Source organism: Achromobacter sp. AONIH1, assembly GCF_002902905.1.
Classification (GTDB): Bacteria; Pseudomonadota; Gammaproteobacteria; order Burkholderiales; family Burkholderiaceae_B; genus Achromobacter.
Map to the genome: position 1 here is coordinate 4712386 of NZ_CP026124.1, position 12724 is coordinate 4725109.

The 12724-nt window shown below is 71.1% G+C and carries 12 protein-coding genes; all 12 read left to right on the forward strand.

Going from position 1 to position 12724, the window contains the following annotated elements; translation table 11 throughout:
- The first annotated feature begins 30 nt into the window (after nucleotides 1-30).
- The 12 genes from C2U31_RS21595 to C2U31_RS30635 all read left to right on the forward strand — a co-directional run bounded on the left by C2U31_RS21595 (nucleotide 31) and on the right by C2U31_RS30635 (nucleotide 12694).
- Nucleotides 31-1476, forward strand: a complete 1446-nt coding sequence (locus tag C2U31_RS21595) for an efflux transporter outer membrane subunit (RefSeq protein WP_103274656.1) — start codon at nucleotides 31-33, stop codon at nucleotides 1474-1476.
- Between the two features lie 90 nt (nucleotides 1477-1566).
- Nucleotides 1567-2163 carry a hypothetical protein gene (locus tag C2U31_RS21600; protein ID WP_103274657.1) on the forward strand — a complete coding sequence of 199 codons (597 nt, stop codon included), beginning with the start codon at nucleotides 1567-1569 and terminating at the stop codon, nucleotides 2161-2163.
- A gap of 147 nt (nucleotides 2164-2310) precedes the next feature.
- A complete protein-coding gene (locus C2U31_RS21605; RefSeq protein WP_103274658.1) occupies nucleotides 2311-3495 on the forward strand; it encodes an ABC transporter substrate-binding protein in 1185 nt (394 codons plus the stop codon).
- A gap of 2 nt (nucleotides 3496-3497) precedes the next feature.
- Nucleotides 3498-4526, forward strand: a complete 1029-nt coding sequence (locus tag C2U31_RS21610; protein ID WP_103274659.1) for a branched-chain amino acid ABC transporter permease — start codon at nucleotides 3498-3500, stop codon at nucleotides 4524-4526.
- A 22-nt stretch (nucleotides 4527-4548) separates the two neighbouring features.
- A complete protein-coding gene (locus C2U31_RS21615; protein ID WP_103274660.1) occupies nucleotides 4549-6294 on the forward strand; it encodes an ATP-binding cassette domain-containing protein in 1746 nt (581 codons plus the stop codon).
- Nucleotides 6291-7013 (forward strand): ABC transporter ATP-binding protein, encoded by a 723-nt coding sequence (locus C2U31_RS21620; protein ID WP_103274661.1) that lies wholly within the window; start codon nucleotides 6291-6293, stop codon nucleotides 7011-7013. Before C2U31_RS21615 ends, C2U31_RS21620 begins: the two co-directional genes overlap by 4 nt.
- 26 nt (nucleotides 7014-7039) lie before the next feature.
- The gene (locus C2U31_RS21625) at nucleotides 7040-8422 is read left to right on the forward strand and encodes an amidase family protein (RefSeq protein ID WP_103274662.1); all 1383 of its coding nucleotides are present in this window, start codon (nucleotides 7040-7042) and stop codon (nucleotides 8420-8422) included.
- 107 nt (nucleotides 8423-8529) lie between these two features.
- Nucleotides 8530-9540 carry a 3,4-dihydroxyphenylacetate 2,3-dioxygenase gene (gene hpaD / locus C2U31_RS21630; protein WP_103274663.1) on the forward strand — a complete coding sequence of 337 codons (1011 nt, stop codon included), beginning with the start codon at nucleotides 8530-8532 and terminating at the stop codon, nucleotides 9538-9540.
- A gap of 26 nt (nucleotides 9541-9566) precedes the next feature.
- Nucleotides 9567-9962 (forward strand): RidA family protein, encoded by a 396-nt coding sequence (locus C2U31_RS21635; protein WP_103274664.1) that lies wholly within the window; start codon nucleotides 9567-9569, stop codon nucleotides 9960-9962.
- Nucleotides 9963-9984: 22 nt separating this feature from the next.
- Nucleotides 9985-10362 carry a RidA family protein gene (locus C2U31_RS21640; RefSeq protein ID WP_103274665.1) on the forward strand — a complete coding sequence of 126 codons (378 nt, stop codon included), beginning with the start codon at nucleotides 9985-9987 and terminating at the stop codon, nucleotides 10360-10362.
- 44 nt (nucleotides 10363-10406) lie between these two features.
- Entirely contained in the window at nucleotides 10407-11867 is a 1461-nt protein-coding gene (hpaE, locus tag C2U31_RS21645) for a 5-carboxymethyl-2-hydroxymuconate semialdehyde dehydrogenase (protein ID WP_199770867.1), read from the forward strand.
- Nucleotides 11868-11986: 119 nt separating this feature from the next.
- Nucleotides 11987-12694: a Crp/Fnr family transcriptional regulator gene (locus tag C2U31_RS30635; RefSeq protein WP_158658433.1), complete on the forward strand. Its 708-nt coding sequence runs from the start codon at nucleotides 11987-11989 to the stop codon at nucleotides 12692-12694.
- The last annotated feature ends 30 nt before the right edge of the window (nucleotides 12695-12724 follow it).

Consider the following 12724-nt stretch of genomic DNA (forward strand, 5'->3'; position numbering starts at 1 on the left):
TCCGTCTCCACACGTCTTGCCGCAACCGTCATGAATACCCGCCATTTCCTTCCGCTGATGCTGACCGCCGCGCTGGCGGGCTGCGCCGCCGTGGGTCCGGACTACCGGACGCCCGCCGACGCCGCCGTCCAGCGACCGGACGCGCAGGCGCCCTTCCTGGAGTCGCATGAGGCGGCCTACCGGCAGGACGCGCCGCCCGGACGCTGGTGGCGGCTGTACGACGACCCGGCGCTGGACGGACTGGTGGAACAGGCGCTGGCCGCCAATACCGACCTGCGCGTGGCCGCCGCCAATCTGGAACGCGCGCAAGCCGCCACCCGCGAAGCCCAGGCCCAGCAGCAGCCCAGCGTCGGCGTCAACGCTTCGCCCACCTTCGGCCACGTCTCCGGCCTGCAGGAGCTGCAGCCGGGCGTCGATCCCCCCAGCCGCTGGTCCTACTCGGCCGGCGCCAGCGTGTCGTACCAGCTGGACCTGTTCGGCCAGATCCGCCGCGCGGTGGAAGCCGCAAGCGGCGACGAGCAGGCCGCCCGCGCCGCCTATGACGCGACCCGCGTCACCGTGGCCGCCGAGACCGCCCGCGCCTATGCCAACATGTGCGCCGCCGGCATGCAGCTGGCGTCCGCCCGGCATTCGGTCGAGGTGCAGACAGCCTCGCTGGACGCCGTCGAGCGCCTGCAACGCGCCGGACGCGGCACCGCGCTGGACGTGACCCGCGCCCGCGGCCAGCTGCAACAGCTGCAGGCCAACCTGCCGCCGTTCCAGGCCCAGCAGCGCACCGCGCTGTACCGGCTGGCGGCGCTGACCGGCCGCACGCCGGCGCAAATTCCCGCCAGCCTGCTGCAATGCGCCACGGCGCCGCGCCTGACCCAGACCATTCCGGTGGGCGACGGCGCCGCGCTGCTGCGTCGCCGTCCCGACATCCGCCAGGCCGAACGCAGCCTGGCCGCCGCCACCGCCCGCATCGGCGTGGCCACGGCCGACCTGTACCCCAAGATCTCGCTGGGCCTGTCCGGCGCGTCCGGCGGCCCCGCGGCCATGTTCGGCGACCGCGGCACCTTCAGCTGGAGCATCGGGCCGCTGATCTCCTGGACCATTCCCAACACCGGCGCCGCCCAGGCCCGCATCGCCCAGGCCGAGGCCGGCACCAAGGCCGCCGCCGCCCGCTTCGACGCCGCCGTGCTCAACGCACTGCGCGAAACGGAAAGCGCGCTGACCGTCTATGCGCGCCAGCTCGACCGCGAAAGCGCGCTGCAAGCCGCGCGCGAGCAGAGCGCCCAGGCCGCCAGCCAGGCGCGCCAGCTGTTCCAATATGGCAAGACCGACTACCTGACGGTGCTGGACGCCGAACGCACGCTGGCCGCCAACGAAAGCGCGCTGGCGGCGGCCCGGGCCGAACTCAGCAGCGACCAGATCGCCGTGTTCCTGGCGCTGGGCGGCGGCTGGGAGGACGGGGGCGAACCCGACCGCCGGCATTGAGTCCGCCGTCGACGCCGGCCGGTGCTACGATCGGCCGGTTTCGCCTGATCCCGCCACCCGCTGGCGCCTCATTGCAAGCGTTCCGACTCCATGGCCGTCCTGCCGCGCTCCCGCTGTTCCCGGCTCCTGCCGCTCGCCTGCATTGCGCTGCTGAGCGCCTGCTCCGGCACGCCCAAACCGGCCAAGCCGCCGGAACGCGTCACAGGCGCGGGCGGCAGCATGCTGCGCTACAGCTCCAAGCAAACCACGATCGAATTGACGCCGGCCGAGCGCGCCGCCGTGGACCAGGTGCGCGTGCGCGCCTATCCCGCGTCCGACGCCGCGCAACTGCGCGACGCCTGCGCGGCGGCCTTGAAGGCCGCCGGCTATGAACAGGTGGCCGGCGACGCCGCCACCGACATCGTCACCGGCGAACGCCACCAGAAGCTGGTCGGCCGCAGCCGCGAGGCGCTGCGCGGCCTGCTCAAGTCGCAGGGCCTGGCCTACGGCGCCAAGCCGGACCACCAGAGCACCTACGCCCAGCTCGTCATCCGCCGCGACGGCGCCCAGGCGCGCGTCTGGATCGGCCTGAACAGCACGATCTGGGACAGCAATGGCGACGCCAAGAGCCGCGTCGTCACCGACGCCGCCGCCTACCAGGACCTGTTCGCGCGCCTGGACCAGGCGCTGAAGACGCCCGCGCGCTAGGCACGCAGCCCAGGAAAACCCCAACTCCCCACGGCCGCGGTTTGTATCGCAGGATACATCCGCGCCCCGCCCGCCCCTGCCAGACTAGCTCTCAACCAGGCCCGCGCATGCGCCGGCGTCCTGTCTTGTCCTCTACGGGAGCTATAGATGAGCAGATTCAATCCCTTGCTGGCCGGCCTCGCGTGCGCGGGCCTGTTCCTGGCCACGGCCGCGCAGGCCGACGACCGGCCCGAACTGCGGATCGGCGTGGTCAGCTCGGTCACGGGCGGCGCCTCGGCCATCGCCACCGGCGCGGTGGCCGCCATCAACCTGATGGAGGAACGCACGGCCGCCGACGCCAGCCTGCCGTTCCGCGTCAGCTTCATCAAGTACGACGACGGTTCCGACCCGGCGCGCGCCGTCAACGCGACGCGCAAGCTGATCCAGGAAGATCGCGTCCACCTGGTCATCTGCTGCACCACCACGCCGGCCTCGCTGGCGGTGAACAAGGTGATCGAGGAAGAGCGCGTGCCCAACCTGTCACTGGCCGCGGCGGCCTCGGTCATCGAGCCGGCCGACGCCCACCGGTTCACTTTCAAGACGCCGCTGACCGACCGCCTGATGATCGACCACACCGTCGACTACATGGTCAAGCAGGGCTGGAAGCAGGTGGCCTTCATGGGCCTGGAGGACTCCTACGGCGAGGGCGGCTGGGTCGAGTTCAAGCAGATCGCCACGCGCAAGGGCCTGGAGATCGTCGCCGCCGAGCGCTTCTCGCGCGGCGACACCAACTTCACGCCGCAGGCGCTGCGCGTGTCGCAGAAGAAACCCGACGCGGTCTATTTCCACGCCATCCCGCCCTCGTCCGCGCTGGCCACCGAGACGCTGCGCCGCGTCGGCTACAAGGGTCCGGTGCTGCATGGCGCCGGCTCGGCCACGCCGGCCTTCATGGCGGTCGGCAAGAAGGCGGTCGAAGGCGCGCTGGTCGGCACCTCGGCCCTGCCCGTGTATCGCCAGCTGCCCGACGACCATCCGCTCAAGTCCGGCATCGCCGCGTTCGTGCAGGCCTATGACGGCAAGTACGGCACCGGCAAGACCGACATGTTCGCGGCCCAGGCCTACGACACGGTGCAGATCCCGCTGCTGGCCTATCGCCAGGTGGTTGCCGCCGGCAAGGCCGGCGACCTGACGCAGGCCCGCCAGGCGCTGCGCGACGCCATCGAGGCGACGCGCGAGTATCGCGGCGTCAACGGCCTGTTCAGCTACAGCCCGACCGACCACCTGGGCCTGGACCGGCGCAGCACCTTCCTGGTGACGGTCAAGGACGGCAAGTTCGAACTGCTGGGTGAGTAGGGATGGATCTCACCACTACCCTGTTCCTGGCGACGGACGGCCTGACCAACGGCGCGGTGTACACGCTGGTCGGCCTGAGCCTGGTGCTGGTCTACACCACCACGCGCGTGGTCAACATCGCGCAAGGCGAGTACGTGACCTTCGGCGCGCTGACGCTGGCCAGCTTCGTCGAAGGCACGCTGGCGCCCGTGGTCTACGTAGTGGCGGCGGGCGGCGCCGCCTGCCTGCTGCTGGACCTGCTGCGGGCGCGAGCCAACGGCCGCTCGCTGCTGCGCCCGCTGGCGTCCTACCTGGCGGCGGGCGCGGCGCTGGCCGCGCTGGCGGCGCTGGCCTGGCGCGTGCCCTCGCCGCTGCTGCAGATGCTGGCCTCGCTGGCGCTGGTGGCCGCGCTCGGCCCCATCGTCTACCGGCTGACGGTCGAGCCCAACCCGGCCAACTCCACGGTCGTGCTGGTGATCATCGGCGTGGGCGTGTCCATGATCATGCATCCGCTCGCGCTGCTGCTGTGGGGCGCCGATCCGCGCGCCGTGCCGCCCATCAGCGAGGCGCGCCTGGAACTGGCCGGCGTCGACATCGCGGCGCAGTCGCTGTTCATCATGGCCTTCTCGCTGGCGGCCGCCCTGGCGCTATACCTGTTCTTCCGCTGCACCCTGACCGGCAAGGCCCTGCGCGCGGCCTCGGTCAACCGGGAAGGCGCGCAGTACTGCGGCATCCCCGTGGTGATGGCGGGCCGGCTCAGCTACTTCCTGGCGGCCGCGCTGTCCGGCGCCAGCGGCATGCTGCTGGCCCCGCTGGTGACGGCGCACTACGAGATGGGCTTCGTCGTCGGGCTCAAGGGCTTCGTGGGCGCGGCGATGGGCGGGCTGGTGAACTACCCGCTGTCGGTGGCCGGCGTCTTCATCGTCGGCGTGCTGGAGTCCTTCGCCTCCTTCCTCAGCAGTTCCTACCGCGACGCGCTGGTGTTCGCGATGGTGATCCCCATCCTGCTCTGGCGCAACAGCCGCGCCGGCGCCGACCTGGACGAACATTGAACACGCGCAAGCGCTCCCGCCGATGAAACCCGAAAAACTGCTACTTCCCGGCGCGGCCCTCGCGGTCGCCGCGCTGATCGTGCTGCTGCCGACCTACTACGTGGGCCTGATGACGCTGGCCGGCACCAACGCCCTGGTCTGCCTGGGCCTGGCCTTCCTGCTGGCCGCCGGCCAGCTGTCGCTGGGCCACGCCGCCTTCCTGGGCGGCGGCGCCTACGCCTCGGCCATCCTGGCGCGCGACTATGGCGTACCGCCGCCGCTGGCCATCCTGCTGGCCGTGGCCGCCTGCGCGGCGCTGGCCTACGTGATCGGCCGGCTCACGCTGCGCCTGCGCGGCCACTACCTGCCGCTGGCCACGCTGGCCTGGGGCATCGCCGCCTACGTCTGCTTCGTGGCGGCCATCGAAGTCACCGGCGGCGCTTCCGGCCTGTCCAACATCCCGCCGCTGCGCATGCTGGGCATGGAGTTCGGCACCCGCTCCATGGGCGCGCTGGCCTGGGCCGCCGTGGGGCTGGCCTACATCGCCTACTGCCGGATCTATCGCGGCCGCATGGGCCGGGCCGCGCGCGCCATCAAGTCCAGCCCGACCATGGCCGCGGCCTTCGGCGTGGACGTGGCCGCCGCCAAGATCCGCATCTTCGTGCTGTCGGCCGCGCTGGCGGCGCTGGCGGGCGGACTGTACGCCTTCTACATGAGCTTCCTGAGCCCGACCTCGTTCTCCATCGGCGCCTCGTTCAACCTGCTCATCATGGTCGTGCTGGGCGGCTGCCTGCATCCGCTGGGCCCGCTGCTGGGCGTGCTGGCCTATACCGCGATCGAGCTGGGCGCGCAGTACCTGATCGCCAACCTGCTGGGCATCCCCGGCCAGATGGAGACCATGCTGTTCGGCCTGATCCTGATCGTGGCGCTGCTGCGCTGGCCCAACGGGCTGCTGACCTGGGTGCGGCTGAAACCGCCGGCGCGGCCTGCCGCCGCCGGCGAGGCCGACCCCGCGCCGCGCCCGGTCACAGCTGGCCAGCGCCTGAGCGTGGACGCCGTGCACAAGCGCTTCGGCGGGCTGCAGGCGCTCAAGGACGTAACGCTGGACATTCCGCCCGGACGCATCACCGGCCTGATCGGCCCGAACGGCGCCGGCAAGTCCACCCTGTTCAACGTGATGACCGCGGTTCTGCCGGCCAGCGGCGGACAGGTCTCGCTGGACGGCGCGGCGCTGCCGGCGCGCGCGCACGAGGTGGTGCGGCGCGGCGTGGCGCGCAGCTTCCAGCACGTGCAGCTGGTGCCGGAACTGACGGTGCTGGACAACGTGCTGATCGGCGGCCACATCCAGGGCAAGGCCGGGCTGCTGTCGGCCGCGCTGGGCCTGGACCGGGCCGAGGAACGGCGCCTGGCGCGCGAGGCGCGCGCCGCGCTGGAGTTGGTCGGCCTGGCGGACGAGGCGTTGCGCCCGGCCGCCAGCCTGACGCTGGGCAGCCAGCGGCTGGTCGAGGTGGCGCGCGCCCTGATGGCACGGCCCGGCGTGCTGCTGCTGGACGAGCCGGCGGCGGGCCTGCGCGGCCCGGAAAAGGCCGTGCTGGTGCAGCTGATGCGCAAGCTGCGCGATGAACAAGGCATGGCCGTGCTGCTGGTCGAACACGACATGGAACTCGTCATGGGCTGCGTGGACTACCTGTTCGTCCTGAACTACGGCGCGCTGCTGGCGCAGGGCGAACGACAGGAGGTGCAGCGCAACCCGGCCGTGGTGGCCGCCTATCTCGGAGCCGAGGCATGAACGCGATCGAAGTGAGGGACCTGGCGGTCAGCTACGGCCAGGTGGATGCGCTGCACGGCGTCAGTTTCGACGTGCCGCAGGGCACGCTGGTGTCGCTGATCGGCGCCAACGGCGCCGGCAAGACCACCCTGCTCAAGGCGCTGATGGGCGCCCTGCCCGCGCGCGCCGGCCAGGTGCTGCTGCAGGGCCAGCCCCTGGGCAACACGCCGGTCGAAGAGCGCGTGCGGCGCGGCATGTGCCTGGTGCCGGAGAAGCGCTCGCTGTTCGCCTCGATGAAGGTGGAGGACAACCTGCGCCTGGGCGCCTACGCCTTCCGCCGCCGCACCGATTTCGCGCGCGAGCTGGAACGCGTCTACGCGCTGTTCCCGGTATTGGCGCAGCGGCGCGAGCAGCTGGCCGGCACGCTGTCCGGCGGCGAGCAGCAGATGGTCGCCATCGGCCGCGCCCTGATCGCCCATCCGCGCGTGCTGCTGCTGGACGAGCCGTCCATCGGCCTGGCGCCGCTGATCGTGCAGCAGATCATGGACGTGGTGGTGGACCTGCGCCGTCGCGAGGGCCTGACCGTGATCCTGGTCGAGCAGAACGCGCGCATCGCGCTCAAGAGCGCCGACCTGGCCTACCTGATCGAGCTGGGCCGCATCGTCAAGCAAGGCAGCGGGGCCGAACTGGCGCAGGATCCCGACCTACTGGCCAGCTATCTCGGCGCCTGCGCCGCCTGAGGCAATTCCGAACCCGGAGACTGATCATGCTGCATCAAACCCCTTGGCCACGCCTGCGCGAACTGTACCGTCTGGGCGAGGTCTCGCCCATGGACGTGGCGCGCAGCGCGCTGGAGCACGCCGAACGCGCCGATCCGATCATCAACGCCTTCGCGCTGCTGGACCGCGCCGGCACGCTGGCCGGCGCGCGAGAATCCGAGGAACGCTGGCGCCAGGGCGCGGCGCTCGGACCGCTGGACGGCATGCCGGTGGCCATCAAGGAATTCGCCGCCGTGCGCGGCTGGCCCACGCGGCGCGGTTCGGCGCTCACGTCGGCCGAACCGGCGGCGGCCCATACCGTGTTCGTGCAGCGGCTGGCCGATGCCGGCGCCGTGCTGCTGGGCAAGACCCGCGCCCCGGAATTCAACTGGAAAGGCATCACCGACAGTCCGGCCTTCGGCATCACCCGCAATCCGTGGAACCCGTCGCTCACGCCCGGCGGCAGCAGCGGCGGCTGCGCGGCGGCCGTGGCCGCCGGCGTGGTGCGCCTGTCCATGGGCAGCGACGCGGGCGGCTCGATCCGCATCCCGGCCGCCTTCACCGGCACCATCGGCCTGAAGCCCACGCACGGGCGCATCCCCCTGTCGCCCCTGCCCAGCGCCTTCGCGAACATCGTGCACACCGGCCCCATCGCCGCCGGCATGGACGAGCTGCAGGAAGCCTATCTGGCCACGCGCGGCGCCTCGCCGCTGGACTGGACCTCCAACCTGGGCGAGGACGGCGGCGCCGACGCCCCGGCCGCGCGCCCCCGCATCGGCCTGCTGTCGCCCCGGCGCTGGGGCCCACGCAGCGCCGCGCCGGTGCGCGCCGCGTTGGACGAGACGCTGGCCGCGCTGCGCGCCGACGGCTTCGACGTGACCGAAGTCGACTACGACATCGAGGCCGCCTCGCAGGTCGGCCAGGACCTGTACCGGCTGGGCTGCGCGGCCGCCGTGCGCGCCATCGCGCCCGAGCAGCATGGCCGGCTCGACCCCGGGCTGCTGGCCTTCGTGCAAGGCGTGGACGACTGGCCGATCTCGCGCTATCACGCGATCTGCCAGCAGCGCGACCGCTACGCCAACGAGCTGGCCGCCCTGCACGCGCGGGTCGACCTGCTGCTGCTGCCCACCGTGCCGCTGTGCGCCTTCGAGGCCGGACGCGACGTGCCGCAGGACCAGCCGGGCGCCGACTGGATGTCCTGGAATCCCTATACGCCCGCGTTCAACAGCGCGCAGGTTCCGGCCCTGTCCTATCCGGTCTGGGCGCAGGGCGCCGCGCTGCCGGCTGGCGTGCAATGGGTCGCGCCCAAGTACCGCGAGGACCGCCTGCTGGCGATGGGCCGTTGGATGGAAACGCGCTTTCCCGTGCGCATCGCGCCGGAGCAGGAGTAAGCCATGCCCCGCATGTATCCCGCGATACAGACGCCGCGCGGCCCCGGCGCACAGAATGTCATCAACATGAATCGGGCCGAGACGCGCGCCCCGGACGGAGACAGGAAATGATCGACTACACGCCGGGCAAGCCCGACTTCAACATCCTGCGGCTGGGCCATATCGAGTACCTGGTCTCGGACCTGGCCCGCGCCCGCGACTTCTACGTGGATGTGGTGGGCCTGTTCGAGACCGAGTCCGACGCCGACCACGTCTACCTGCGCGCCATCGAGGACCGCGAGCATCACAGCGTGGTGCTGACGCGCTCGCCCTCTCCCGGCATCGGCCATTTCAGCTTCCGCGTTTCCTGCGCGGAAGACCTGGACCGCCTGGCGCACAAGTTCGCCGGCCTGGGCCTGCCCATGCGCTGGCTGGCGGCCGGCGAGGAACGCGGCCAGGGCCGCGCGCTGCGCGTGCAGGATCCGTTCGGCTTCCAGGTCGAGTACTACGCGCACATGGAACAGGCGCCCTGGCTGCTGCAGCAATACCATCTGCACCGCCACGGCTGCCCCACCCGGCTCGATCACCTGAACGTGCTGATGCCCGACGCGCAGGCCGGCTTCGACTGGTACACGCGCGAGCTGGGCTTCTACTGCTCCGAATTCACCGCCTCGGCCCCACCCGAGGAACGCGTGTGGGCCAGCTGGCTGTACCGCAAGGCCACCATCCACGACATCGCCGTGATGACGGGCAAGGGCCCGAGCGTGCACCACGCGGGCTTCTCGCTGATGGAGCCCATGGGCGTGATCCGCGCCTGCGACGCGCTGGCCGCCGCCGGCTACGCCGACAACATCGAGCGCGGCCCGGCCCGCCACGGCATTTCCAACGCACTGTTCGTCTATGTGCGCGACCCCGACGGCAACCGCTTCGAACTCTACACCGGCGACTACCTGACCGTGGACCGCGACCAGGCGCCCAAGCGCTGGGAACTGGACAACCCGCGCCGCCAGAGCCTGTGGGGTCCGCCGCCGCCGCGCCGCTGGTACGAGGAATCCATGACCGTGGCCGCGCTGGCCGACGGCAGCCCGCAGCCGGTGTCCGACCCGATCACCCGCGCCATCCCCACCTATATCGACTGACCCGCCCCGCCCGCAGGATTTCCGCCATGAACCGACACGTCATCGTCCCGCCCACCGGCCTGCTGCCGCACCGGCCGTACTCGCCCGCCATCCAGGTCGACCGCCTGCTGTTCGTCTCGGGCCACACCGGCTCCGATCCCGTCACGCGCGCCTTCTCGGACGACATCACCGAGCAGACCGAGCTGGCCTTCCGCAACATCCAGTCCGTGATCGAGGCCGCCGGCGGCCGCATGGCCGACGTGGCCAAGGCCACCGTCTTCATGACCGACATGGACGCCGACTTCCAGGCGATGAACGCGGTGTTCAAGCGCGTCTTCCCCGACCAGCCGCCGGCCCGCTCCACCGTGGGCGTGGCCCATCTGGCCCGGCCCGGCCTGAAGGTCGAGATCGAAGTCGTGGCCGTGATCGGCTCGGCCGGCTGACGCGCGCCCCGGGGAAGCCGCCATGGAAAAACAGCTCATCGGCCGCGATGCCGGCCTGCCTCACTCGCCCGCCGTGGTCTGGCGCGACCTGGTGTTCGTCTCGGGCCAGGTGGGCTTTCTGCCCGGCACCCGCGAATTCGAGCCCGGCATCGAGGCCCAGACGCGCCAGGCGCTGCAGAACGTGCTGGACCTGCTGGCCGCTTCCGGCTGCGAGGCCGATGGCGTGTTGCAGATGACGGTGCACATGACCGACATGATCGGCGAGTTCGCCGCCATGAACGCGGTGTTCCGCGAGTTCTTTCCCGACCGCCCGCCCAGCCGCACCACGGTCGGCATCTCCCACCTGGGCCGGCCCGGCCTGAAGATCGAGATCGACGCCATCGCCGCGCGCGGCGCCTGAGCTTGCCGATTCCCCTTCTCATCCCTCCCGAACAAGAGAACGCAGTGATGATCCCTCACCTGATCGACGGCAAGCCCGTCGAAAGCCCGTCCGCGCTGGAAAACATCAATCCCGCCACCGGCGAGGTGCTGGCCGAAGTCGCGCTGGGCGGCGAACGCGAAGTCGCCCTGGCCGTGGCCGCCGCCAAGGAAGCCTTTCCCAAGTGGGCCGGCCTGCCGGCCAGGGAGCGCGCCCGCATCATGCGCCGCCTGGGCGACCTGATCGAGCGCCACGTGCCCGAGCTGGCCGAACTGGAGACCGACGACACCGGCCTGCCCATCCACCAGACCTCGAAGCAGCTGATCCCGCGCGCCAGCGAGAACTTCTATTTCTTTTCCGAAGTCGCCACGCGCATCAACGGCCAGACCTTCCCGGTCGATTCGACCATGCTCAACTACACGCTGCTGCAGCCGGTGGGCGTGTGCGGGCTGATCTCGCCCTGGAACGTGCCGCTGATGACGGCCACCTGGAAGGTGGCGCCTTGCCTGGCGCTGGGCAACACCGCGGTGCTGAAGATGTCGGAGCTGTCGCCCATGACCGCCGACCGGCTCGGCCGGCTGGCGCTGGAGGCCGGCGTGCCCAAAGGCGTGCTCAACATCGTGCATGGCCATGGCTCGGAAGCCGGCGACGCGCTGGTGCGCCATCCCGACGTGCGCACCATTTCCTTCACAGGCGGCACCGCCACCGGCCAGCGCATCGCCGAACGCGCCGGCATCAAGCGGCTGTCGATGGAGCTGGGCGGCAAGTCGCCCGTGCTGGTGTTCGAGGACGCCGACCAGCAGCGCGCGCTGGACGCGGCGCTGTTCACCATCTTCTCGATCAACGGCGAACGCTGCACCGCCGGCTCGCGCGTCTTCGTGCAGCGCTCGATCTACGACCGCTTCGCCCGCGAGTTCGCCGAGCGCGCCGCGCGCCTGATCGTGGGCGACCCGCGCGACCCGGACACCAACGTGGGCTCGATGATCACGCGCCAGCATTGGGAGAAGGTCACCGGCTACATCGAGATCGGCCGCCGCGAAGGCGCCGTGGTGGCGGCCGGCGGCGGCGTGCCGGCCGGGCTGCCGGCGCGCGTGGCCAAGGGCAACTTCGTGCAGCCCACCGTGCTCACCGGCGTGGACAACCGCATGCGCGTGGCGCAGGAAGAGATCTTCGGTCCGGTGGTCTGTCTGATTCCCTTCGACGACGAGGACGAGGGCCTGCGGCTGGCCAACGACAGCCGCTACGGGCTGGCTTCCTACGTCTGGACCCAGGACGTGGGCAAGGCCCACCGGCTGGCGCGCGGCATCGAGGCCGGCATGGTCTTCGTCAACAGCCAGAACGTGCGCGACCTGCGCCAGCCCTTCGGCGGCATCAAGGACTCGGGCGTGGGCCGCGAGGGCGGCGACGCCAGCCTGGAGACCTTCTGCGAGATGAAGAACGTCTGCATCTCGATGGGCAGCCACCCCATTCCGCGCTGGGGCGTGTGACGCCCGGGGCGGCCCGCCCCAACCCTGCCGGACCCGGCCGCGCGCGCGGCCGGGCCGCTGCTCGCCAACCGTATAATCCGGAGGCATACAAGAACGACAGACACACACCAAGGGAAAACGTGGCCAAACAAGCGAATGGCCCGGCGCGTCACGTCGCCGTCGAGACCTGGCTGCCCCAGGGCGAACAGGCCGCCTACCTGCGCTCGCTGAGCCACCTGGGCCAGCCCGTCACGCTGCCCAGCGGCGCCAGCCTCTTCAACCAGGGCCAGGTCGACGACCTGTTCTACGTGATCGTGACCGGCAAGGTCCATGTCCACATGCTCAGCGAGGACGGCCATGAGTCCATCCTCAACATCATGGGGCCGGGCAGCCTGATCGGCGAGGCCGCCGCCTTCCTCAAGCAGCCGCGCTACTCCAGCGCGCGCGCCATCGAGGACAGCTCCCTGCTGCGCTTCGAGACCGGACGCATCCCCGACCTGGTGCGGCAGGACCCTGATTTCGCGCTGGCCCTGATCTACCTGCTCAGCGTCAAGCAGCGCCAGATGGTGGCGCGCCTGCGCCAGGCCACCTTCGATTCGCCCGAGCAGCGCGTGATCCGCTTCCTGGACCAGTTCCGCCAGACCCACCAGGACGCCTGCGCCGAGGGCGCGCCCATCACGGTCAACCTGACACATGAGCAGATCGGCAGCCTGGTCGACCTGTCCCGCGTCACGGTCACGCGCGTGCTGAACCGCCTCAAGCGCGACGGGCTGCTGGACCTGGACGGCAAGAAGATCATGCTGGCCGAGGGTTTCTCGGAGCGCGTGCGCGGCGAATACGCACCCTGACGGACCGGCCGGCTCCCGGGCAGGCCGGCC